Origin of the sequence: Paenibacillus sp. HW567, assembly GCF_000374185.1 — a bacterium.
Classification (GTDB): Bacteria; Bacillota; Bacilli; order Paenibacillales; family Paenibacillaceae; genus Paenibacillus_AQ.
Genome location: NZ_KB910518.1, coordinates 6,678,465 through 6,703,848, shown reverse-complemented (window position 1 = coordinate 6,703,848; position 25,384 = coordinate 6,678,465). Strand labels below are relative to the sequence as shown.

Annotated in this window: 21 protein-coding genes; all 21 read right to left on the bottom strand. The window is 47.6% G+C overall.

The window, feature by feature from the left end; genetic code table 11:
• Positions 1–41 precede the first annotated feature (41 nt).
• Positions 42–3,959 carry an S-layer homology domain-containing protein gene (locus tag B212_RS0129895; protein ID WP_019915041.1) on the bottom strand — a complete coding sequence of 1,306 codons (3,918 nt, stop codon included), beginning with the start codon at positions 3,957–3,959 and terminating at the stop codon, positions 42–44.
• A 159-nt stretch (positions 3,960–4,118) separates the two neighbouring features.
• Positions 4,119–5,246, bottom strand: a complete 1,128-nt coding sequence (locus B212_RS0129890) for a glycosyltransferase family 4 protein (protein WP_019915040.1) — start codon at positions 5,244–5,246, stop codon at positions 4,119–4,121.
• Between the two features lie 116 nt (positions 5,247–5,362).
• Positions 5,363–6,118 carry a WecB/TagA/CpsF family glycosyltransferase gene (locus tag B212_RS0129885; protein WP_019915039.1) on the bottom strand — a complete coding sequence of 252 codons (756 nt, stop codon included), beginning with the start codon at positions 6,116–6,118 and terminating at the stop codon, positions 5,363–5,365.
• A 7-nt stretch (positions 6,119–6,125) separates the two neighbouring features.
• Positions 6,126–7,265 carry a polysaccharide pyruvyl transferase CsaB gene (csaB, locus tag B212_RS0129880; protein ID WP_019915038.1) on the bottom strand — a complete coding sequence of 380 codons (1,140 nt, stop codon included), beginning with the start codon at positions 7,263–7,265 and terminating at the stop codon, positions 6,126–6,128.
• A complete protein-coding gene (locus B212_RS0129875) occupies positions 7,238–9,277 on the bottom strand; it encodes a DUF5693 family protein (RefSeq protein ID WP_019915037.1) in 2,040 nt (679 codons plus the stop codon). Before B212_RS0129875 ends, csaB begins: the two co-directional genes overlap by 28 nt.
• A 105-nt stretch (positions 9,278–9,382) precedes the next feature.
• A complete protein-coding gene (locus B212_RS0129870; RefSeq protein WP_019915036.1) occupies positions 9,383–11,101 on the bottom strand; it encodes a phospho-sugar mutase in 1,719 nt (572 codons plus the stop codon).
• Positions 11,102–11,150: 49 nt separating this feature from the next.
• A complete protein-coding gene (fabZ, locus tag B212_RS0129865; RefSeq protein ID WP_019915034.1) occupies positions 11,151–11,573 on the bottom strand; it encodes a 3-hydroxyacyl-ACP dehydratase FabZ in 423 nt (140 codons plus the stop codon).
• Positions 11,574–11,865: 292 nt separating this feature from the next.
• Entirely contained in the window at positions 11,866–12,096 is a 231-nt protein-coding gene (locus B212_RS0129860) for a DNA-directed RNA polymerase subunit beta (protein ID WP_019915033.1), read from the bottom strand.
• Positions 12,097–12,104: 8 nt separating this feature from the next.
• Positions 12,105–12,926, bottom strand: a complete 822-nt coding sequence (locus B212_RS0129855) for a flagellar hook-basal body protein (protein ID WP_019915032.1) — start codon at positions 12,924–12,926, stop codon at positions 12,105–12,107.
• Between the two features lie 17 nt (positions 12,927–12,943).
• Entirely contained in the window at positions 12,944–13,819 is an 876-nt protein-coding gene (locus B212_RS0129850; RefSeq protein WP_019915031.1) for a flagellar hook-basal body protein, read from the bottom strand.
• 50 nt (positions 13,820–13,869) lie between these two features.
• Positions 13,870–14,868, bottom strand: a complete 999-nt coding sequence (locus B212_RS0129845; RefSeq protein ID WP_019915030.1) for a rod shape-determining protein — start codon at positions 14,866–14,868, stop codon at positions 13,870–13,872.
• Positions 14,869–15,021: 153 nt separating this feature from the next.
• Positions 15,022–15,309, bottom strand: coding sequence for a sporulation transcriptional regulator SpoIIID (gene spoIIID / locus B212_RS0129840; RefSeq protein ID WP_019915029.1), 288 nt, complete (start codon positions 15,307–15,309; stop codon positions 15,022–15,024).
• Between the two features lie 211 nt (positions 15,310–15,520).
• Positions 15,521–16,264, bottom strand: coding sequence for a M23 family metallopeptidase (locus B212_RS0129835; RefSeq protein ID WP_019915028.1), 744 nt, complete (start codon positions 16,262–16,264; stop codon positions 15,521–15,523).
• A gap of 61 nt (positions 16,265–16,325) precedes the next feature.
• Positions 16,326–17,480 carry a stage II sporulation protein D gene (gene spoIID, locus B212_RS32840; protein ID WP_019915027.1) on the bottom strand — a complete coding sequence of 385 codons (1,155 nt, stop codon included), beginning with the start codon at positions 17,478–17,480 and terminating at the stop codon, positions 16,326–16,328.
• A 162-nt stretch (positions 17,481–17,642) separates the two neighbouring features.
• On the bottom strand, positions 17,643–19,025 hold the full coding sequence (murA, locus tag B212_RS0129825; RefSeq protein ID WP_019915026.1) for a UDP-N-acetylglucosamine 1-carboxyvinyltransferase: 1,383 nt from the start codon (positions 19,023–19,025) through the stop codon (positions 17,643–17,645).
• A gap of 147 nt (positions 19,026–19,172) precedes the next feature.
• Positions 19,173–19,430 carry a DUF1146 family protein gene (locus B212_RS0129820; RefSeq protein ID WP_019915025.1) on the bottom strand — a complete coding sequence of 86 codons (258 nt, stop codon included), beginning with the start codon at positions 19,428–19,430 and terminating at the stop codon, positions 19,173–19,175.
• Positions 19,431–19,555: 125 nt separating this feature from the next.
• Positions 19,556–20,860 carry a hypothetical protein gene (locus tag B212_RS0129815; RefSeq protein ID WP_019915024.1) on the bottom strand — a complete coding sequence of 435 codons (1,305 nt, stop codon included), beginning with the start codon at positions 20,858–20,860 and terminating at the stop codon, positions 19,556–19,558.
• Between the two features lie 27 nt (positions 20,861–20,887).
• The gene (locus B212_RS0129810) at positions 20,888–21,586 is read right to left on the bottom strand and encodes a thioesterase II family protein (protein WP_019915022.1); all 699 of its coding nucleotides are present in this window, start codon (positions 21,584–21,586) and stop codon (positions 20,888–20,890) included.
• Positions 21,583–21,846 carry an acyl carrier protein gene (locus B212_RS32835; protein WP_019915020.1) on the bottom strand — a complete coding sequence of 88 codons (264 nt, stop codon included), beginning with the start codon at positions 21,844–21,846 and terminating at the stop codon, positions 21,583–21,585. Before B212_RS32835 ends, B212_RS0129810 begins: the two co-directional genes overlap by 4 nt.
• Complete coding sequence (locus B212_RS0129800; protein WP_019915019.1) at positions 21,843–23,651, bottom strand: ABC transporter ATP-binding protein; 1,809 nt, start codon at positions 23,649–23,651, stop codon at positions 21,843–21,845. The genes B212_RS32835 and B212_RS0129800 overlap by 4 nt, the downstream gene beginning before the upstream one ends.
• Positions 23,652–23,656: 5 nt before the next feature.
• A complete protein-coding gene (locus tag B212_RS32830) occupies positions 23,657–25,384 on the bottom strand; it encodes an ABC transporter ATP-binding protein (protein ID WP_019915018.1) in 1,728 nt (575 codons plus the stop codon).

Here is a 25,384-nt window from a genome sequence, read left to right as displayed (position 1 = left end):
TCCGCGAACAGTTTTCGCGGACCTGCTGTACTATTGCAGCATTAGTTGAAGTTTTTCGGGAAGATACTCGTGCTCTTCTGTAATAGAGCCACGGCAATTTTACCCGCTTCCGCTCTAGTCAGCTTGCCCTTTGGATTGAAATTATATACAGGCTTGGTTTGGCCAGAAATTGTTACCGCGCTGCCTTCCATAATCTTCGCTTTGGATACTGCCTCTATGGCCGGTCTCGAATAGAAGTCCATGGTGCCTGAATCAACAAATGACTTGCTAAGACTGGTCAGAAGCTTGGCATCGTTCAAAGACATTTTGAGCTTCAGCGCTCTTGCGATCATTACCGCCCCCTGCTCTCTTGTCAGCGGCTGGTCTGGACCGAAGAATCCATCACTTAGTCCCGTAATGATCCCTGCTCTCGCGGCTGTCTCAATATGCTTGAAATCCCATGTGGTGGAAACTGCCTCCGGTACAATATCAAAGAAAGTTTGCTGGCTGTTATTGTAGTTCAACGGAATATTCAGTCCCTTGACCAGCAGAGTAGCGAATTCACCGCGTGTTGTTGTATCATCCGCTCCAAATTGGTCAAAACGCAGATTCTCCATGATTCCTTTGGAGTATAGACCATTAAGAATATTTCTTGCCCAAGGATGATTAGTGATATCTGTATACCCACGGCGCAGTTTCATTACCGTGTAGTAACCAAATTGATCAAATGGTACTGTAATGGTGTGTTTCTTCGTGTCAACCTCTCCGCCGATGTTCTCCCACTGTCCGGAGTCCGTATAACGGAACACTGTGATTGAAGTACCCACTTCGTCTACAATACTCGGATTAAACGTTAGTGTGAGTTCTCCCCGCTGAGAAGGAACGATTTTACGTTCTGCCTCAATCTGCGTAAAATCACCTTCTATTGAGTATGGAGCAATACCATTGGTAGCCGGCTTATAAAGAGCGTCACCTTTAATGCCTTTCTCTCCAAGTCCGCCGCTTAGCCAATAAATATCGGATACCCGGGAGAAATTATTAGTTTCCACTGTTGAGTTGAACCGCAATACCAGGTCAGAAGGAATCAACAATGTGCTAAGGCCTCCTGGCGTGCGGGCATCGGCATCTACGTTAATCGTATTTCCGTAGTCATTCTTACGTTCAACGACACCATCTACCGGGTCTGCAATACCGAACAACAGCTTCGTATCCGGATAGTATTTAGCCGCTCCTGAAGTGGTGTAACCTTTCATTAAGGTTCCTTTCGGGAATGACAGCTCCAGTGCCTTGTTGAATACGCTATATTTAGCTGCCACTTTCTCAGCCATGAACTGCGTGTCTATTTGTACTGCACTTGCGTAATACACATTAATGGTATCATTTAAAGTTGAGCCGGCACGCACGATCTGAATTTTGATTGCTGTAGCCTTATCCGGCTTCAACCCTACATAGTCCAGGGTGAATCTGTTGGGCAAATCTGAACGCTTTACAGCTTCAAACTTATCAATCATGACTTTAGTTGCACCCTCAGCCTCAATATCAAAGCGGACAAAGTTTTTGTTGACGACGATCTGTGATCCAACGGTTGCTACTGGAGACAGAACGCGATATGCAGAAACTTGCCGTTCCACTTCCATACGTTGATTAGTGCGCGCGCCGGTTTCATTGATCAGCTCCAGATTATAAACGATGCTACCAGCAGTTTCGGCCGGAATATCCATGATCCGCAGAATGAAATCCGTGCTGCTGCCGACGAAATCATAGTAGTATGTCTTTCCTTTAAAAGTAAATTGCTCAGGGCCTTTCTTAACTGATGTACTGCCCAGAACTGCATTATCTAAAGAAAAAAACAGCTCCGAACCCTGGTATAAGTTCAGTTTGGTTGCCGCTCCACCTCTTAAGACGATATCATAGCTGGTTTGACTTGTAATAAACTTTTCGTCCTTATACGTGAAATCTGAAGTCAATCCCAGGATATCGTTCAATTCCTTCTCGCTGTATTCCTTAATATCAGTGTGGGTTAGCGAGGCTCTACCTTTGGATACCATAGGATGAAATTGCGACAGGTTGGAAACATTGGTATCTACGATATAGATCTTGAGCTCTTTGCGCACTTCTCTTTTATTCCCTACATTATCCATAGAGGTTCCCACAAACACAATCTTGTTCTCACCGAAAACCAGCGGCCCCGAAGAGGTAATTGGCAAATTAAAGGAGAATTTCGGATTGTTTGTCGGCTCAAAACTAGTGCCTGTAATCGGTGGAGTCAACTTGTCATTCGAAATTCCGTTCACAAAAAATTGCGCATTGCTAATATTTTCAAATCCGATGTATTCACCTGATATTGGCAAATTATTAGAAGCGGTGGCGGAACTAAACGTATAGGTCTGACCATCATTCAAGTTGGCTACATAAATGTAGTTCTTAGAGACATAAGCAATGTCTGCATTGTAGAAGGATTGCGAACCTGAATATTGAAATTTCACCTTCTGTTGTCCATTTGAAAACCCAACAACCTTATATACAGCCTCATTAGTAGCGAGCCCTGTGACACTAGTCTGTTTCTCCAATGTAAGCGAGGCACCCAGAGGAAGGTAAGAGGCTACCAAATTCTGGGTTGGAACAGCACTTGACTTGACTAGAATATAAAAAGTAGGCTTCTCGACCTGTGCACCATTTAAAGCCAGCCTGGAAAGTGCTGTACTGGCAACAGCCTCGCCATTATACCCTGACAGATAGTACATATCCGTAATGACGGTCTCGCCCGGTAAATATTTATACGATTCTTTTACCGACGTATTATAGGTGCCATACTTGATTCCCACAGTTACAGTGGATGTTCCTGCAGTAAGCGTAAACGGAGCAGTGGCCTGAAAGGTAACCAGTCGGTATTGAGGTGTTACACCATCCGGAGCAGGTATGATAATCTCGTTCTGCGGTGTTGTACCAGCAACCGTTGATACCGTGCCGTCAGCTGCGACATCATAAGATTCAAGCACATTAACCGGAACCACTGTGTCGTTAATTTTCACTTCATTGTCATCTTTAAAGGACTTGGTGCTCGCATTATAAGGCAAAAGCACCTGGCCCATAATCTTCGCAGTAGTATCTGGTGCTGTCAACGTAGGAACGTTATTAAGGATATTATAAGCTATATCTTTTGAGCCCGATGTGCCATGAAGGATTCTCAAATCAGTAAATGGCTTGTTGGTGTCAAAATAATACACTGATCGTTTGATTGAAATCGAGTCAGCCGCATTCTGCACTACGATGTCCAGCGTATTCTCTCCAGATTTCAACGTAAGCGCCGGAGTGAAGAAGGTTCCATCCTCAAGCAAAGAGGTCTGCAAAGAAGAGCCCCCGTTCAGAGACACACCCACCTTCGTAGCATTCGTTACTTTACCCTGGAGTGTAATTTGCTGGTTCGGCACAACGACTTTAGTTCCCTCATTCAAGTTGATGGCAGTAGGACCGCCTCCAAGCACCTGAAGGGACGAAATAAAAGGAACCTTATCATAAAGAACATAAAATGATTCAGAGCGCTGCAAGGAGCCTTGCATCCCTGAGAAGGTGATTTTATTAAAACCTGTAAACAATGTGAGTCCACTTGCAATAAACCGGTTATCCGGGTTTGTGGTGTCGGTGGTTACCGCACCAGTTGTTGTATGTGTTTCATCGGTCACCCATTTACCCCCACTCTGGGTCATTTGCTGTACAGTAACCTTCATAGTAGAGGCTGTTACCTGTGCATATGTACCTGTAATGGAAAAATTGGGAGCACTAGTCTTATATGCAGTGTCTCTTGTGATAGAACCGTCTACTTCCATTTGCAGCGCCGCTGTATTCCGTAGCGTGAGATCATCCGGACTGAAGTAAGTCGTGGTCGCTGCTGCCGCTATGGGCGTATATTTGCCTGGAAACATAGAAACGATCAGAGCCGCCAGCAGCAGCCAAACGAATGGTCTCTTAAAGCGTAACATGTGTATATCTCTCCTTTGAGTACATATTTCGTTATTCTTCACTCTGTTCTTTATCGGTCATTGCTACAGAATTTTTTAGAAAAAAAGCAAAAAACCCATCCTTAAAAGGATGAGTTCTGTCAGAGAAGGAAGATAATAGCATGATGTCAATTATAGCTGTTACGATTTGGAACCGCGCTCCGGACTGAGCTTCACTCGCATTCTTAAGAGGAAGTCCAGCACAGGACGTTTGGTCTTGCTGATGACTCCAGTGATCTCTGCCCCAATCTGCAGAAAGAAGAGCATTACGCAAATTACTACGAAGGTAACCCAGTTCGCTTCGTTCAGAGACGCAGACGTCTGAATAACAGCGAGTACTCCAAAGAAAGCGGCAATACCGTAAATGATCAGCACCGTCTGGCGGTGGCTAAAGCCAAGCTCGCGCAGACAGTGATGCAGATGACCTTTATCCGGGGCAAAAATCGGTTTCTTCTGCAGCTTCCGCCGGATGATGGCAAAAAAGGTGTCCGATAACGGAACTCCGATAATTAAAAGTGGTGTTATAAACGATACAACTGCAATTTGCTTGAATCCAAGCAGTGCAAGCAGTGCTAAGCAGAAGCCCAAGAATAACGAGCCGGTGTCGCCCATAAATATTTTGGCGGGATGAAAGTTAAAGAACAAGAAGCCTAAAATACTGCCCAGCAGCAGCAGACAAAGAAGTGCAACCATAGTGTTGCCCATCAAAAATGCCATTACTGCAATTGTAGCAATTGCTATACCGGACACACCCGCAGCAAGCCCGTCCAACCCGTCAATCAGGTTAACGGCATTCGTAACACCGACAATCCAGAAGATAGTCAGCGGAATGGCAATCCAGCTCTCCAAAGAGGAGTACGTATTATGAAATGGAATGTTAACGAAATCAACGGTAATCCCGAATCCGAAAACAACGATACAGGCTGCAGCAATCTGGCCTACCAATTTCACCTTTGCCGAAAGCTCGAACCGGTCATCCAGCCCGCCGATAAGAACGATCAGTCCGCCGCCTGACAGCAGTGCTTTGATGAAATTAGCCTCTCGCGTAGTGAACTCGTAAGGAATGATTGGCAATACGGCAAGCAGGCCGAGCACAAACGCCAGGAAAATACCTAATCCGCCAAGGCGGGGCATAATTTTCGTATGCACTTTACGGGCATTCGGCACATCTGTCGCACCAATCCTGATAGCGAATTTCTTCACCACTGGTGTCAAAAGCAGTGCAAGTCCCATGCACACAATAAATCCGGCGATGTATATGATAAGCATTTGATCAGTCGACCCCCATTTCTCTACCGCATTGAATTATACGCTGAAGTAAAAACAAATTCCAATTCCGTTTTTAGGCTGCTGAAGGGATTTTCACGGTAAATATCTGTATTTCACTAAACTTTTGTCACTTTATCTTTCTCACGCAGCACTTTTACTGCGAATTTCGGCAGCGCAAGCATTCTTTTGTACCGGGTAGGTTCCTTGAGAAGACGGTATAACCATTCTGCACGGAGTTTTTGGAAGGCTTTTGGCGCCCGGCGGCTCTTGCCCGAGATTACATCAAAGCTTCCGCCAACGCCCATCATAACCGGAATGTTCAGCCGGGATTTATATTTGGCAATCCAAGGTTCCTGGCTGTCGGCCCCTCTGGCGACAAAGAGCAGATCAGGCTGAGCCTGGTTAATCGTATTCAAGATTTCTTCATCTGCTTCCGGTCCAAAAAATCCGTCATGATACCCTGCGATAATGATACCCGGATACTGAGATTGCAGGCGGGTGGCCGTCTCACCAATCACTTCAGGTGTAGAACCCAGCAGATATACCTTCCAGTTGTAGCTTTCGCCTTGATGCAGCAATTCATGTAAAAGATCAAAGCCTGCAACACGTTCAGCCACAGGCTCATGGCAATACTCTGCTGCCCATACAACCCCAGTTCCATCCGGCACCACCAGCTCCGCCGACTTCATAATTTCCATATAAGCGGGGTTATCCAGAGCGGTCATAACCATAATCGGATTGGCTGTAATCACCTGATGCGGCTCACGGTTTCTTACTGCTTCCGTCAAATAGGAGACAGTGGCTTTCATATCGACTTTGGATACCCGGATGCCAAAGATTGGCACAGTGGGTATCTTACTATCTGCTTTCACTTATCAATCACCCTTTACGGCGGAAATATTCAATAATCTGACGGGCCGGAGCCTCAGCCTCTTGGACCAAGGAAGCAATCTGCGGCTCCCGCTTACGTTTCCATTCTTCGCCCGACTCCAAAAGCTGAACAACCTCGGCGGCAACTCTATTGCTGTCCAGGGCAGCAGTTGAACCGATGGGCTGGCAGCCAACCCGCTCCAGAAAATGATCAATCTTCGGGTCATAAGAAATGCCGATGAGGGGAACTCGTCTTCCTGCGGCATAGATCAGGCTATGCAGGCGCATCCCAATCAATACATCACATTGCCCTACCTCACGAAGCATCTGCTGCGGATGAAGAGCATCCTCACAAATACTGACCGTCCCGCCAAGTCCAGATATTTCCTCCTCCAGCTTCAGCATCATATAGCGGGAGGCTTCATTATCTGAGGGATGGTGAAAAGGCAGAAAACGCAGATGAAGCGGCAATTGTGCACACGCCTTTAGCAACCCTGCGGCCAGAGCATCCAGCTCCTTACGGGACTGTTCCCAGAAACGCACTGATATGCCGACTGTTTGCTGAGCCCGGCTTTCCAGGTCAGTTATCCGGCTGTAATCCTTGCTGTCTTCCGGCAGGTTCAAGCCCATAACCGGATCAGGAACAACTTCAACTTGGTCTCCGTTTAGCCCCATAGATTGAAGTAGCCGGCGGGACTGCTCGTCCCGCACAGATACATAGGCACATTTGCGAAACACGGACTTGATCAATGGGTGAAAAAGCTTGCGGTTAACCGGGCCTATCCCTTGGGCATAAATAAAGGTTGGCTTGCCCAGCCACTGGGCAAGCTTGATGATGCCCAGGTAGTACGGGATGCTTTTGCTGCCTGTTACATCTTGCAGCAGGCTTCCTCCGCCGCTGATCAGACCCGCGCTGTTCTTGATTGCACTTCGCACCTCGCCGAGCTTCATTCGATGAACGGCCTTCACGCCGTAAGTTGCAGTGGTCCACTCTGGATCTATGGATAATACAACGGGTTCAACCTTTATACCCGCAGCCTGCGAATGCTTCTGCAATGCACTCAGAATGGACTGCAGCACTGCCTCATCGCCGCTGTTGCGGAAGCCATAATAGCCGGAAATTATAATTTTTTGAGCTGAGGCGACCATCGTTTCCAACATCCTTCCACAAGCTGCCATACACCCACGGCGATGACACCAATGATCAGCCCCAGGCTCAGACCCAACAAACCGCGAACAAGCGAAATCAGAATCGGAGAATGAATATGCGCAAAGGTATCTATCATCGAAAGCTGGCCAATAACCGCGATAATCATGATGAAGGCCGCATTTCTGTATTTGTAGGCCATAAAGGCTCCCAAGATAAACAGCGGGTGCGCCAAAAGGAATTCTTTATTGCGTGGCCGGACTCCGGCAGTATTTTCCAGGAAGGTGCGGAATGACATTTCCAGCGAGCTTACATTACCGCCATTGCCGGTACGGCTCAAATAGTACATGCCCAGAATCCCCACGATACCGGCGGCGATTACCCAAGCCAGTGTAATAGGAGTGCGCAGCAGCTTGCCGGTCTTGTTAAACGCAAACTCCCCACGGTACAAAAGCACATACAGTGCAGTCAACGCAATTGGCGCTAAGTGCAGCAGACTTACCCCCCGGAACTGAGTAAGCACCAGGCTGTAGGTGATGTTGTTCAACAGCGCAATCACAAAAGGTACGGCACTGAGCGAGATTACCGCTGTCTTGATAAACAGCACAAGGCTGTGCACCAGCCGGCGGCGTGTCCCCATAACTGTGTAGGTCAGCGCGTTGCCACGCACCGGAGGTCCCATTTCATTAATTTTCCGGACGGCCAGCACAGTTGCAACAGTAGGCGCACTAATGGCCACAGCAAGCGCCAAGGCCTGCTCGAAAAGCGCTGGCTTAACCAGCATCAGTCCCGCGCTACCCGCAAGACCAAACGCAAAGGCCGGAAAAGTAAGCAGCGGAATGAAATAAGAAACAAGCAAGGCTATCATAGCAACAGCGCCAATAACAGCAACCAGCTTGAAGTACCGCTGATAAGAAGAATCCACTACGTCGAAGGCGGTGGCTTGTCCTAAAGTGAACCCGTTATCCTTAATCTTGTCAACTGCCCCGCCAGGCTCGCTCAGACTGGTTACGAGGTTATCCAGCGTATCGGTAATCTGTGCCTTGGTGGTGTCCCGCGACGGAATTGTATTGAGATAAATCATGCGGATATTGCGGTCCTTGGTGGCAAGCGCAAAGCGGTCGGCTATCGTTTCCGGAGATAAACCGGAGTCGCCTTCGCTGAGCGAATATAGCCTTGCTACATTATAATCCAGTTGGTAGGCCAGCTTATTAAAGCCTTTTTGCTGTACTTTAATATTCTCAATCGTAGCAATGCCAATTCCGCGCTCTTTAAGAAGTTTGCCAAATGCGGTGATGCTGCCTTGATCGACGTCATCATTAAATCCTTTAACGGACTCGCCTTCAAAAAGAATACGTTTGACGCCCAGCTCTTCATAGCGGTCGAGAAGCTTGGTAACCGCAGCCTCATTGTACGGCAAGGAGTCGACAAGACGGGGAACGATGCTGAAGCCTTTTCCATGCAGCATCTCCAGCGTAAACGGGTCCGGCTGAAGCGGCTTCAGTGTGGCATCCTCCAACGGAGTTTTTACAATGATTCCCTGTTGCCCGCGGAAGCTCCAGTCTTCCGTTGCAATTCCCATGCCGCTGAAGGCATCACGGATTATCGGTGCAAGCACCTCGTTATTTTTGGGACTGGTAAAAAGAATATACGTATAATTCTCGTTCTCAGGAATCACAGAATCCGTCAGGTTGGCGATATCCGTCGCCCCCCACATCATCAACCGCCGGGCTTTGCGGTAATCATCCAGAGTGTTCTCATAAATTGCCATGCTCTGCACTCCGGCAGCCTTTAACCGGTCAAGCTGCTGGGAGATGTAATCCTGCGGATTCGCCCGGTAGCTTGCTGCATCCACCAGGTCACGGTAATCAAAAACAAATTCAATCGTCTTGGAAGATTTCTCCGTTTGCAGACGATCATAGACAACCGGCAATGCGGCAATCACACCGATCACCACAATAATCCACAACCACTTCCGCGAAGCTATATTCCAACGTTGCCATTTCTGCTGCACCCAAAAGTACCTCCTCTATTACATCAGCTTGCTGACTCACGAAGAAACGGATGCACGTCCTAATAAGAGACTGTATCCGTTTCTTGTGAGGCTTAATAACTTGTATTATTTCCCGTCGACACGCGCCATAACCTGCTGTGTGAGCGCTATAACCTTGTCTTTGGCATTCTGGAGGGATTCTCCGCGTACCGCGAAATATACTTTGATTTTTGGTTCTGTACCCGATGGGCGGAGGCAAAACCATGACCCGTCAGACAACAAATATTTCAGCACATTCTCCTTAGGCAGACCGTTTAACCCTAGCGAATAATCCAGAATCTCACTCACAGCGGCTCCGGCAATCTCCCGCGGAGGGTTGCTGCGCCAGTCGCTCATGATCCCCTGAATTTGCGCTACGCCATCTTTCCCCTTCAGAGTGCGTGATTCCAGACTTTCCAGAAAATAGCCGAATTGCTCGTACAGCTCCTGAAGCACATCATACAGCGTTTTGCCTTGTGCCTTGTAGTAAGCTCCCGCTTCGGCAATCAACATGGAAGCAAGCACGGCATCCTTGTCACGGGCATAATTACCGGCAAGGTAACCATAGCTCTCTTCATAGCCGAACAGATACGTGTATTCACCGGACTGCTGGAATTGAGTCATTTTTTCCCCGATATATTTGAAGCCGGTCAATGTATTAAATACAGTAGCGCCATAATGCTCTGCTACAGCCGCTCCCATCTCGCTTGTCACAATGGTTTTGACAACAGCTCCGTTGCTCGGCAGCTTGCCCTGTTCCTGCAGACGGCTCAGGTAGTAGTGAATCATTAGCGCGCCGGATTGATTGCCGGACAGCACCACGAACTTGCCCTCATTGTCGCGCACAACAGCGCCCATGCGGTCTGCGTCAGGGTCTGTACCAATCAGCAGATCAGCACCCAGCTCCTCCCCAAGCTTCATTGCGATGGTAAAAGCTTCGCGCTCTTCGGGATTCGGGGATTTCACTGTGGAGAATTCAGAATCCGGCAGCTCCTGCTGCGGTACAACATGAACATGAGTGAACCCGATTTTCTTCAACACACTGCGGACCGGTAAATTCCCTGTCCCGTGCAGCGGGGTATAGACAATTTTGAAATCACGTCCAAGGGTAGAAGCGATCTCCTCGCGTCCGACACTGACAGCCGCCACAGTATCTGTAAAAGCTTCATCCTCTTTATCGCCCAACCAATGGAGCAGTCCCTTAGACTCTGCTTCTTCACGGGAAATACGTTTCACTCCATTGAAGGAATCAACCTCCAATATATGGGAGATCACCTTCTCCGCTTCATGCGGAACCAGTTGTCCACCCTCGGAATTATATACTTTGTAGCCGTTATATTCAGGAGGATTATGGCTTGCGGTTATAACCACGCCGCCCGTAGCCTTCAGGTGACGGACCGTAAAGGACAACTGCGGAGTAGAACGCAAGGAGTGGAACAAATGAGCCTCAATACCGTTTCCGGCTAATACCAATGCAGCCTCAAGCGTGAATTCCGGTGAAAACCGGCGGGAATCATGGGCGATTACAACAGAGGGTCTGCCTTCTCCCTTATGCTGCTCAAGAATGTAATTGGCGAACCCTTGAGTCGCTCTGCCTACCGTATACCGGTTGATCCGGTTGCTGCCCGCACCGATAATCCCGCGCAGACCACCTGTCCCGAACTCCAAGTCTCTGTAGAACCGTTCTTCCAGCTCCTGTGGCTCATTTGCTAGAAGCTTCAGCTCCGCCTTGGTGTTCTCGTCAACGGAAGGGTCCTGCAGCCAGCGTGACAGCGTTTCTGCGGCTTTTGGGCTTAATTGAGTCATATCAAAATCTCTCCTTCTCCATGTATGATATATGATTGTATAACAGGTGCTAGCTGAGCGCGAACATAATTTCACCGGAGGCTACAACCTTATCGTCTACCTTAGCGGTGGCTTGGCCTTTTCCGATGCTGCCCTTAAGCCGGGTAATCTCCACTTCAAGCACAAGCGTATCTCCCGGAACAACCTGACCCCGGAAACGAAATCCGTCTAGACCAGCCAGAAAACCAATCTTTCCTCTGTTGGCTTCCACACCGAGAATAGCCACAGCTCCAACCTGAGCCAGCGCTTCGGTAATCAGTACGCCGGGCATCACCGGAAACCCAGGAAAATGACCAACAAAAAAAGGTTCATTCACCGTTACATTTTTGATGCCAACAGCCCGTTTGCCCATTTCTATTTCGGTAATTTTGTCCACCAGCAGAAATGGAGGCCGATGGGGGATTATTTCTTGAATTTCATTGATATTTAGCATTTGTGGCAAAGCTCCTTTCGGATGTAACCGCGTCTTTGTACAATCTGCCGGTGCTGCATTTCTGCGTTATTCTCTGCTGCCCTGCATAAATATGGACAGCTTCGGCAAAAACTATAATTATCCTTCACCACCTGCAGCAGTGGAGGTTGAGATAAGGGGCTTTCTCCACCGCACACGGCAATATGGCGGAGAGGGCCCTTTTTGCTCTCAGGGGCCTCCATCATTATACATTTTCCAGTATAAAAAAGAAAACTCCCCTGTACAACAAGGGAGTCAATGAACTTACTGCATATTATGGTGAAAATACTAAATCGTAGACGTGCTTCCAGGTACTCCACTGAAGCACATCGCTGAATTCTTTTTTGCCCAATACTACATAACCGATAACGAGGCCGCTTGATAGCGCAGCAACAAGCAGCAAAGGAATCAAAAACCACTGTACAATGGTCCACTTGGCGATTCCGCGGCGCCTTACAGGCTGCTGCTGTTCTTCTTCCGGTTTGTTGCTGTTCTCTCGAACCATTCCTTCACCTACCCGCGCAAGTTATTAGCCAGGCCAAGCATCTGATCACTGGAGGAAAGCGCCCGGGCGGCGAGCTGGTAGTTGCGTTGAAGCTGCATCATTTCCGTTATTTCACTGCCTAAATCCACGTTGGACCGCTCCAGGTATCCAGAACGCACACCTATATTCGAAACCGTTCCCGCCGCTCTTTGCACAAAGGCCTGCTGAGCTGTGACTCCATTAGGAAGCACATAGAAATTACCATCTACAGCCTGCAAAGTACTCTTGCTGTTTGGCTCTACAATCATTAGAGTGCCTGCTACCGTGACCGGCGCATTCTCACTCGTCTTGGTCAGTACCCGGCCCCGTTCATCAATCGCAGCACTTACATTATTGGGTACCGTCACAGGATTGCCCTGCGTATTCAGCACGGGGTTACCTGAGTAGTCCACCAGCATCATAGTGTTAGGAGTCGTGGTATCCGGAACAAAATGAAAATCACCTTGCCGTGTATAGGCGGTAACTCCGTTCACCTGAACCCCAAACAATCCATTGCCCTGAATGGCCAAATCCGTTGGTTTGCCTGTTTCCCTAAGCGTGCCTTGCTCCCAATCGTTGGTAACCTTGGATACACGAACACCAAAGCCCATATTGAAGCCGAGCGGCATGCTCCGGCCAGGCTGATCATATTCCTTGGACTGCTGCTGAACACGGGTTAGCACATCCTCGAAGGAGCCTTCCTTTCTCTTATAGCCGTCTGTATCCATATTGGCGATATTATTGGCGATAAGATCCAAACGCTGCTGGAGACTGGACATCGAGACGGCTGCGCCGATTGCTGAGTTATTCACGGGTTACTCCTCCTGTCCTATACTCTTCCGACTTCAGTAACAGCCTTCTGCAAAGTACTGTCATAGAACTGAATTACTTTCTGATTCGCCTCATACGCCCGGTATGCTGCGTTTAAATCCACAGTTACCTGCGTGACATCAACGTTAGAGCTCTCCAGATAACGCTGCCGCACCTGCAAATTGTCCGTTCCGTTAGAGTACCGGATATCTGCAGCCTGGACATCATCGGCGTGGAAGACACCGTTCCCGTCACGTATCAGCTCCTGCGGCTTTGTAATCACGCTGACCCCAATCTTTGTTCCTGAGGGGCGACCCGTCTGCGGATCAATCAGATTGCCCTGCTCGTCCACTTTAAGGTTGTCCTGCGATCCTGTCAAGACCAGCGGTCTGCCGTTGCTGTCCAGAACCTTGAAGCCGCCTGCGCTAAGCACCTCTCCACCCGTGCCCACAGTGAAGCTGCCGTTACGTGTATATAAATTGTTCCCGTCATTATCCTGAACCGTAAAGAATGCCTGAGGACGATAAATCACTTCACCTTCAGGAGTCACATATTTGCCCGAGCCGTCAAAAACAATATTCTGGCCAGTTGCCGGATCTGCCACCTGCAGGTCTGTAGAGAGGGCAAAATCAGTGGTCTTGCCGCTTTCAACAATATCCCCCTGCAAATACTGAGAGATGGACTGTTCGGCAAATACCCCTGTATTGAGGTGGCCGACAGGCTTGATGGTACCATTGCTCATGGCAGAGATGAGCACATCGGGAAATGCATGGCTGACGCTGTCCACCTGCTTGTACCCCGTTGTTTGTAAATTGGCAATATTCTGTGTCGCCGTATCATGTCTGCGCTGCTGCGTAACCATTCCGGCAGCGGCCGTATATAATCCTCTAAGCATGAGGGCAATTCCCCTTCCTGATTCTGCTATTATCTTATATTATCGGCAGCCTAGAACTTTTTCTTAACGACTTTGTCCAAATGATCCAGCATTATTCCCGTTCCCTTGACGACACAGTGCATCGGGTCTTCAGCGACCCAGACCGGAACATGCAGTTGTTCGGAGAGCAGCTCGTCCAGCCCGTTCAACAGTGCACCCCCGCCGGTCAAAACAACCCCGCGGTCGATAATGTCTGCCGACAGCTCCGGCGGTGTGCGCTCAAGCACCGATTTGGCGGCAGCCACGATGGAGGAAACCGGGTCCCACAGCGCTTCCTTCACTTCGGCAGAAGAAATGCTCAGCGTCTGGGGCAGTCCGCTAACCATATCACGCCCGCGAATATCCATTTCGGCTTTCATGCCGCCTGGACGGACAGAGCCGATCGTAACTTTAATATCCTCTGCGGTTCGCTCCCCGATTAGCAGCTTATATTTCTGTTTAATGTATCTTAAAATGGCTTCGTCGAACTTGTCCCCTGCGACTTTGATCGAGGAGGCGGTAACGACGTCGCCCATGGAGAGTACGGCTACATCCGTCGTTCCGCCGCCAATATCGACGACCATGTTTCCACTTGGCTGATAAATGTCCATACCCGCGCCGATCGCTGCGGCTTTGGGTTCTTCTTCCATAAATACTTCCTTAGCCCCGCTGCGTTCAGCCGCTTCCCGGATTGATTTCTGTTCAACGGAAGTTATATTCGTGGGGGCACAGATCAGAATGCGGGGCCTTGCGTACCAGGTACGTCCGCCAACACTGTCAATAAAATACTTCAGCATCGTTTCCGTAATTGCAAAATCAGCTATTACTCCATCCCGGAGAGGACGGATTGTAGTAATATTTCCAGGCGTGCGTCCAACCATGCGGCGCGCCTGTTCACCTACCGCAAGGACTTTCTTCGTATCACTTTCAAGCGTGACCACGGAAGGTTCATCCAGAACAACTCCCCTTCCCTTGACATGAATGAGCACATTGGCCGTGCCAAGATCAATTCCGATATCCTTGCTAAGCATAATGAAAGAGCCCCCAAAGTGTTATTTTAAAATATAAGAAAATTCTTCTTGGATGAGAAAAATAGTTAGTTAGTCCTAAATTTAAAAATACCATACTTTAGGGGAATTATTCAATGTAATAAACCTGGATTATTCCTTAAATTTCCGAAAATCTCATGGCTTTGACGCTACGGCCACCTCGCGCTTTTTTCCCGTCGTTTTCTTATATTTGATTTTTGTAGCTTCTCCCCCCCGAAGATGACGGATTGACTTGTGATATTCAAGAATGTGCTTCACCTGATCTGCCAGATCAGGGTTGATCTCCGGCAAACGCTCGGTTAAATCCTTATGAACCGTGCTCTTTGAAACGCCAAATTCTTTGGCTATGGTCCGGACCGTGTGCCTGGTTTCCACGATGCAGCGTCCGATTTTGATCGTACGTTCCTTGATGTAATCGTGCACGCTCCCGCCTCCCAACTGTGGATAGTTTGGTACATTATATGAGGGGCGGGCCTATATATTCGCGCTTTCAGGACGTGACAAGCTTCGAAAGGCTCATTTTATTTAGTGGACAACCGTAAACAGGCCTTCTGTGAGAACAAGGCGAAACGGATGGTTTCTTATATCTGAACAAAAAAAAGGAGGCTGTACAGCCCCCCAATAAAAGTTATTGTTAACGCTGCGGCAGCAAATCCGAAGGATTAACTACCTTGCCATCCTCGTACACTTCAAAGTGCACATGATTGCCAAGATTCTTCTCAATTTCACTGCGTCCGGCGGTTGCCAGCAGGTCGCCTTGCTTCACTTCATCACCTTGCTTGACTTTGGTGTCGCCGAGACTTTGGTATACTGTCTTCAGATTGCCGGGGCCTGTGACCTCAACCACCTTGCCGAACACCGCAACATCCTCAACTCTGGTAACTTTGCCGCTGTGCGCAGCCTTGACGTCAAACGACTGATTATCCTCACGGGCAATGTCGATACCTGCATTCGGCACGAAGGTGTCGTTATACTGCACCATAGCTGCCACATGATTCTCTTCGGTCCCTTTTTCATCATAGAACGGCTTAACTACTTCTACTTCACCCGGATTTGCTACAGGCCAGGCCAGGCTTTCTGCCGAAGCAACCACTTCGACTGCCGCAGGGTCATCCTTGGCTGTGCCGGCTTCATTGCCGGAGCTTGCCGAATCCTGTGAAACGACGGCTGCGGTGTCTGGCTTCAGCGGCTTCTGGCCGGTGTCCTGATAGACCCACACCATGGTTAGTATAATTGCCGCTGCCGCCGTGTAGACTGCCGGGAATACCCAGCGCTTGGATAACAATCTGTTCCATGAAGAAGGCTTTGCGCCTGAATCTCCCTGCTTATTTTTGAGAGATTCATCATGGTTTGGTTTGTTTTTGTCTTGTTCATTCATATGTTTATCACCTCAGTAACCAGTGTTACCGGGCGCTTCGCTTTTATACGTATCTTGCAAGTTATTTTTTCAGAAGAGTTGAGACTTGGTTAAAAGAGATCCCGCTGTAATAGTGTTTGAGAATCTGTGTAGCGGTCCTCCCCTCCTTGGCCATGCCGTTGGCCCCCCACTGGCTCATGCCAACCCCATGTCCGTTGCCGTAAGTGGTAATCAGAACTTTGCCTCCCTGCCGCTTCCAGGTGAACTGGCTGGAGCGAAGCCCCAGCTTCTCGCGTACCTCCCGTCCCGTAAAGACGGTGCCTCCGATGGAGATTTTCTTGACCCGGTGTCCGGCTGTCAGAGACAGCACCTCGGCTGGCAGGCCTGAAGAGGAAGAGACCGGCTTCATCAAGGAGGAGGCTGCCAGATCTCTCGAAACGGGGAGGGCTATAGCTGCAAGCCCCAGCTTCTTCATCAGTTCCGAAGTCGTGAACGTATATGTCACCGCCAGATTAGGCGTGATTTCTTTATCCCACGGGCTGGCAACGCTGCGCAGATAAGGCACAGACGCATTCCAGTAGTCTTCCGAATTCTCTGTATACCCTCCGCTTGAGGCAAAAAAGGAAGCCGTGATCGGCTGGCCCCGATAGGTCATGATGACACCGCGCGTCTCCAGGACCGCGCGGCGGAGTTTGTCCAGCCCGGCGCGCTTGCCGCCGCGCTTCCAATCCCGTTCCAGCGTGGCCTTGGATATGTAAGCCTGGTGGCTTACCGTATCCGTCACATCCGCGCCCGGAACGGGCACGCCGCTTCTGTCGCCGGCCAGCAGGCGGCGGACAATGAAGGTGCGGGCCGCAACGGCCTGGGCTTTGAGCGCTTCGAGCTCAAAGTCAGCCGGCATCTCGGCCGCCACCACGCCGCTGACGTAGTCCTCCAGCGGCAGCGTCTCTATTTGTCCGCTATGCGACAAATAGACGGAGACCTTCGGCTGCGGAGGTTCCTCCGCAGCCGTTCCCGGCGGCGCCGGGGAGGCCGTGGCCTGCGGCACGGCCGGGGGTGCCGGTTGTCCCCCGCGCAGCGGGACAACCAGCAGCGGCAGCAGCAGCCCCGCCAGGAGGGGCGCTGCGAGCCAGGCGGCGGGCGCAAGCCGCCTGAGCCGGGGCGAAGCACGCCGCGTGCGCGCAGCGCGGCGTCGCGAATTCATGATTCGCCGCAGCAGATTGCGTAACTCTTTCATCTCTTAAGCTCCTTTCAGTTGTCATCGGTGATTCTTATAGATATGAATTTCCGGCAACTGCTAGAACGCTATTCTGAGAGAAAGAGAATTATTCAATCCTTGTCAAGAAGCAGAAAGAGACCGGCCGCGATACGCGGTCCGGTCTCTTCAAATAATTTGCGATTATACCCAGGTTGGCAGAATCTGAAAGCGAGACTTAATCTCTTCACTTTTATGGGACTCGTTTCTGGCAGCTTCCGGTTTGAGGGTTTCTTCCTTTGCAGCCGGGGCCGCAGATTCCGAATCTTCCATGGAAATCCGCCATATGTCCGCACCAAGTCCTGACAGCTTCTCGGCCAAATGCACGTACCCACGGTCAATATGATGGGTTCCGCTAACTTCCGTAGTACCTTCGGCAACAAGGCCCGCCAAAATAAGCGCAGCGCCGGCACGCAGGTCTGTAGCGCATACTTTGGCGCCGACTAGCTGAGCATTACCGGTTACAATAGCGGAACGGCCTTCGATCTTAATCTCCGCGTTCATATTGTGAAATTCATCAACATGCATGAAGCGGTTCTCGAACACCGTCTCCGTTACAACACTGGTGCCTTCGGAACGAAGCAATAGAGCCATCATTTGCGACTGCATGTCGGTAGGAAAGCCGGGATACGGCAGAGTCTTCAAATCCACAGCCTTCAGCGGCTTGTCGCTGATTACGCGAACACCGTTCTCGTCAGGAATAATCGTAACGCCCATTTCCTCCATCTTCGCAATAACTGGTCCCAGGTGATCCGCAATTGCACCTTCCACATAGACATCGCCGCCGGTGATCGCTGCAGCCGCCATATAAGTGCCCGCTTCGATGCGGTCAGGAATGACATTGTGTCTCACCCCATGCAGACGTTCTACGCCTTCGATGCGAATGACTCCGGTTCCCGCACCGCGCACGATTGCGCCCATACCGTTCAGGTAATTGGCCAAATCAACAATTTCCGGCTCTTTAGCCGCGTTCTCAATCAAGGTTACGCCTTCGGCGAGTGCCGCCGCCATCATTATATTTTCGGTCGCACCTACGCTGGCCACATCCAGATATACTTTAGCTCCACGCAGCCGTCCGTTTGATTTCGCTTCAATATAGCCCTGGCCAAGACTGATCTCGGCACCAAGCGCTTCAAAACCCTTTAAATGCTGGTCAATCGGTCTTGTGCCGATGGCACAGCCGCCCGGTAAAGAAATACGCGTACGCCCCAACCGTGACAGAAGAGGACCCATCACTAAAAAAGAAGCCCGCATTTTCCGCACCCATTCATATGGCGCTTCACAGGAGGAGATGTTTCTGGCATCCACCTCGATAATATCGTTCTGGTATGTAACGCCCGCACCCAGAGATTCCAGCACTTTGCTGATTGTCATTACATCGTCTAACGGAGGTGCGTCCACAATGACGCTTACCCCTTCTTCTGCCAATAGAGAGGCGGCTATGATCGGTAGTACGGAATTTTTTGCACCGCTAACTTTCACGCTCCCGGTCAATCTGTTGCCACCGCGGACGATAAATTTGCTCATTACGGTTTCCCTCCGCGTCCATTATTTCTGATATTAATTTTCGAAGTTAAGATGCATGTGTTAATAAGTGTTAACATTATAAAACCTTATTATTCGACAGCTTTCTACGTCAAGTAGCCGGCAACACTTATAACCTTCCGGCCATTTTTAAAACATGTTGCGGATTTGCACACTCCAGCCCAGGTAATCCAGCAGAAACCCGGCCACAAAGTGGCCCAGGACAATGGCCAGCAATAAATGCAGCAGCCTTCCTTGAGGGCTCTTGGGATATCTTATGACCAAATCGAGCTTAAGGTTCTGAAGTGCCCACCAAGATAATACTACACAAAGCAAAGAAACAACCATCGAAACTAAACTGCTGCTGCCGATTGTGCTGGACAACTCATCAGATAACCTTTGATTCATGTTAGCCCCCCGTGTATTGCTTACTCGGAAATCGACTCTTATATCATACTTGTGCAGGGGAAAAGAATCCAGTACTTTTACAAACTTTTAAACATTCTTGGTAATCTCAGAATGTGAAGTACACACTAATCTATATTAACGGCAATGTTCTCTTCAATGTTTAATAATAGTTTTCTTATTAGTACATCCTCTTGTTCCATAATATCCTTCGTATAATAGATGATTTTATCCAGCAAAGCAACATTCTTGGTGGAGTTGTACTTCAACGCCAAATTTCCTAGTATAGCCGAGATTTTGGCTAATTTTTCATATTCATATGTTAACAAGGCAACATCAGCTTTCAGATGCTCTTGTATAAAGCCGAGTCTGAGAACCATCATTTTTTTGTGTTCCTGCAAGAGACAAAACACTCTTTTATCCAAATAATCATCCGCTGAAGTATTCCTGATTATAGTGATTAAATGCCTGTAAACATCTAAACCGTATTTACAATTATACGTCCACCAAGAAGGAAAAGCAGGTTGAAGAATACTCGGCTGTCCTGTCAGGTAGCTTCTCAGAGAATTCACAAAATATCTCTTGTTAAAATCAACTTTGTAGTCTAATGATTTAACCCGATACATGCAGATCTCAATCCAGTCCACAGATACAGTATTGAAGGCCCTCTCCATCTGTTCAAAGGAACATTTGGATAGAACATATCTCCCTTCAGAAAAATTGTTGGCAATATAAAACTCCTCGTTCTCCAGGTCAAACCCGTAAATCAGGATTTCGTGGGGGAAATCTGACTTGTTATAATATTGGGAAGGAATATGAAAGAGGTTGACGATGAGATAGCAATAGAAATCATCATTTATAGCATCGACAAGGAAATTTCGGATGGATGTGAAACGTTTGCTGATCATTTCTCTTCTTAACTTATAATTCTCAAGCCAAGGACAAGTATCCAGAATGTTATGGTTCTCAAAGAAATACCAGTTATAATTATAATCATAACAAATCTGAGTAAAATTACTGTAGAACCAGGGCTTATTTTCCTCATTTATTGGAACTATAGAACAAAGGCTGGCATAACAATTATAAGTAGAAAGTAACGGGTTCGGGTCCATAAACAGTACTTTTTGAGAAACAAAATTCGTCTCCGCGCAGTAAGCATGTGACCTTACTTCAAAACCCTGAGATCCTGTTGTGCAATATATCTGGAATTCACTGGTGTTCTCTTTGATTTCCAAGTAGTCCGAAGGCTCGATGGTTGCTGATTTTCCATTGTATTTGATGTGGAATAGATGGCTGCCCGAATTCGTTATGTACATGTAGAACTGATTTTTGGGGTAACTGAACGAGCATTCCTGTAATCTTGCAAAATCACAAAACACGATTTCCTCAACATCCTGATTAATCTGTACCGGTTCTGTTAAGACTCTAGGCATTATGTGAAATCCCCTTATTTCCTCAAGTTAATAATCCACAGTCATTTGATTATGAATAAGATGAAGTACCTCTTCCTCGAACTCTTTTATAAAAAAATGCCCCCCTTGAAACTCAGTATATTCCGGCAGAGCTGTAGTGTATTTGTTCCAATTCTTTAGATCTCCCAGGGTCGATTGATCATAGGTACCATATAAAATATGGACGGGACATGTTATTCGGGGTGGTGCCTGTTTAATCTTATGGTCATAAATGATGAAGAAGTCATTTCTCAGAATAGGCAGGAAAAATTCTCGATACGTGGGGTCTTGAAGATATTCCGACTCTGCGGCTCCATAAGAAGTTATCTTCCTAACAAACAAATCATCTTCAAGCAGGTGATCTGCCTCCTTATTGGAATCCAATTGGGGGCATGATCTGCCTGAGAGGAATAACTGGTCGATCTCCTTCCCTTGTGCCTGCAAAGCGAGTGCCAATTCATAAGCCAGTAAGGCCCCCATACTATGCCCAAACAAACCAATGCGGTTTGCCGGGGATATATAAGGTGTTATTGTGGACAGCAGATCTTCGATGGCTTCCTCAAACACGGTGTAGAAGGGCTCACTCCACCGCGAGCCTCTTCCTTTCAATTCTAAAGGGATACATACCGTGTCAGGAATTCTATTGTTCCAATGACGGTAGATGGACGCTGATGCTCCGGCATATGGAATACAGAACAAGATCCTCATAGTTCCTTCATCTCCGTCAAGCTATGCTGCTGCTGTAGCGTTTCTTTAATTTTCGCGGGGGTATCAAAGAATTCCTTAAGCAAATAAGAATCCTCCAAATTGAATTCGAACCGTTCTTCACACTTGATGACTAATTCTATAAATTTCATTGATGTCAGTCCCAGCTCATCCAGACTCTGATCATCCGGGATCGTTTCTTTCGTTTGCATAACTTCCTGAATAATGCTGTCTACCTTCTGGTCAAAAGATTGTGTATTCATTTAGCGTGCAGCTCCTCACCCTGAATATCCTCTTTCTTTGCTTGTTGCCCCTCAGAACCAGACTCCAGCAAGAGCATTTCCATGATAACCTTATTATTTTGCAGTTCTTCGAATGTTCCCACTTCTGCAACAGCGCCTTGTTCCATAACAACAACAAGATCGGCCTTCTCCATTAAGTAGCTCTGATGGCTGACTACGATCAAGGTATGGGTACCTTTTTTCTTCAGCAGATCACTCCATAGTAAACTTTCCGTTTCATGATCCAATGCACTGGATATGCTGTCTAGGAAAAGGATCTCACAGTGTCTGATGTCAGCCCGCGCAATAGACACTCTTTGCCGCTGCCCTCCGGATAATCTGGCTCCTTTCACTCCCGCTGAGAAATCATCCTGCTCATCGAATAGCTGCATATCCGCTTCCAATTGAGCGGTACGGAGCGTATCCTGCAAATGCTGCTCTAAATCCACTTCTCCCAGAAGGATGTTGCCCCTGACAGATTCATTAAAAATAACTGGATTTTGAGAAACGTAAGCGGTTCTTGGCGGAATGAAAAATGTGTCTGGCGACTCCACTTTTTGATGGTTCCAGTAAATATCCCCTGAATCCATTTTTAATGAGCCCAAGATCGTTTTTAACAGTGTGGTTTTGCCTGAACCTACTTTACCTGTGATGACTGTCAGCGATCCTTGTTGTATCCTGAGGCTGACATCCCTGACCCCATTAGTTGAATTAGGGTAATAATACGTCAGCGCACTCAGCTCCAGTACCTCCAAAGGCTTAATCGTATTGGACTCTTGCGGCTTCTCCTCCTGCTGATCTTGGAACAAGGACGCATGTGCAAAAACATCTTTCGGGTCATCATTTCCCTCATTAATCCTGCGGATAGATACCCCTACGCGCTGGTAGCTTGCGACTACATTGCCGAAACGCAGCATCATTTGCGTCACCCACGTTAAATAATATGTGAACATAGCGAAATCACCTGCTGAAAAACCTGTTTTATCAATTCGCAATGCAGCCAGCAGTAAGATTACCCCTGTTCCCAAATTGACAATATTGGAGTACGTGGAGTTTAAAATCGTCCCGAACAGATTCTCCTTTACAGCAATATCCATTCTCTGTTTATTCAGTCTTTTGAATTCCCCGGAAACAGAGCCTTCGGCTCCAGCAACCTGAACAGCCTGGACAACAGAGAAAATCTCTCCGATAAATCCATTAACTTTTCCTGTTTTTCCTCTCGAAAGGGTCTGGTAGGCTTGAATTTTTTTTCTGGAAATTTGTGTGATGATGATTACGATCACCAGGGGAATGAATACACAAATGGTCAACGCAACATCCGTAGTGAACATAATGATCAAGGCTGTTGTCGCAAAAAAGAAAGCACCGAGCACATCAAGAAATGTAGTGAAACCCAAGAACATGCTTGTATTCTCTACATCGTCTCTGAACCGGTTGATCGCTTCTCCCCTTAATGTATTTAATGAATTTCCCGCCGGCCGCTTGAAGTATTGCACAAGCATATTCTTGCGCAGCAATGCTGCGACAAGCTGAGTAAAGGTCACATCTACGTAACGATTTAAAAGAAACACAAGAATTCTAATGATGTGTCCAAACAGAAAAAATGTGATTAAGCCCCATAGTATACTGGTATTAGAAGTATCTGAACTAAGCCTGTTAAAAAAATTCTGACTTACATATGCAGGAATCAAAAACAATAACCATCCCAAAATGGATAAACCCGCATCCGCCACGTATAGGGCCGGTTTGTAAGTGACCAGACGGAGCAACCCTTTCCACGGCTTCATAATTATCACCCTTTTTTCACTAGATCTGAATTCCAATACGACGCATGCAGCTTATGCTCCATTTGGCTTCTCAAGCCCTGCTCCACGATCTCACCGTTTTCCAAGACCAAGATATGGTCAACGAACCGCAGTGTCTGTAAGCGATGGGCAATGATAATGACAGTGCGGTTGTTGCCCAATTTGTTCAGGGCGGCAACCATTAAATTCTCCGTCAATGGATCAAGGTTAGCTGTGGCTTCGTCCATGATCATCAATCGCGGGTTCTTGAGCATAATTCTTACCATTGTTATGAGCTGCGCCTCTCCCTCCGACAGACTCATCTCGTCACTCTTCAACTGACTGTCCAGACCGTTCGGAAAGGAGCAATACCACTCCCATAAACCCAGCTCCTGAAACGCTTCTTTAATCTCAGAATCACTGACCGACTCATTAAAGAAGGTTATGTTGTCCCGCAAAGTACCATGAAAGAGCTGGACTTCCTGTGTGATGATCGCAATTTTACTTCGCAGATTTTCAATATTATACGAGCGGACATCTTCTCCGTTAATCCTTATCACTCCAGAACTCTGTTCTATAAACCGGAAGATAAGCTTTATAATTGTTGATTTCCCACTGCCGGTTCGTCCGATAATCGCCAGGGATTGGCCGGAAGGAATCGTAAAGGAGAGGCTTTTCAGCACCGGTTTGCCTGGTTCATATTCGTAGACAACATCCTCGAATTCAACCGAAAATTGCTCTTCTCCATTCAGCATCTTACTTCCATCTGTAACCACACTTTGTTGACCGAGAATCTCCTTGATTCTGTATATACATGAACTTGCCCTTTGCAAGTCCTGAAACTGATTCGACATCTGTTCAATAGGATTCCGAATCATTTGGGCATAGTTATAGATCAGAAAGACCGTCCCTACACTCATCATTCCTTTTAGGAAAAAGAACAACCCCATTCCCAAAGAAATTGCCGTTCCCAGACTGAATAGCACTACGGTTGTTCCCCATATGGATGTGCTGATCATAAAAGCGGCTCTGTCCCTTTTCATCTTGACCAACATTAATTTCTCCAGTATTCCTACTACATACTTAGTGACATTATTCGTTTTGATGGCCTCGACCCCATACAGCTTTTCTTCTATATAGGAGAACACATTCGCACTAGACTCCCGGCTTTTAATCCAATTTTTCGTAGAAATACCGCTGGTCTTCCTGAATACAAAAAATACAAAGAGACTGAATAACGTAAAGCAAATTCCTACCCATAGATTCACAGAATATAGCGCAACCAAAATCCCCAGCAATAATAATGTATTACTGATCAGAACAACAAACATATTCGAGAAAAAATTAGAGAGGAAGGAGACATCCCCGTCAATCCGCTCAATCATTTCACCCGGGGTTTTTGAATTATGGAAGGAGGGATCAAGGCTTAGGCAATGATCCATCAAGTCCTCCCTTAGCTGATTGGTTGTTTTCCATGCTAACTGTTGGCTTAGAAATGTACTTAGAATTGTTATGAGTTGCCCTGCTAAAGATAACCCGATAAATAACAGGGCAATTTTAATTAATTTCCTTGAAGCGCCGGAAGCCAGAGAAATATCTATAAACTGAGAAAGAATGTACGGATTAGCCAGACTAATTCCAGTTGTACCTATCACAAGCAACAGTAACAAACCAAGTAATAATTTGTACGGGCTGATATAGGCCGTCATTATACCGCGTTTATTATTAGATCCCAT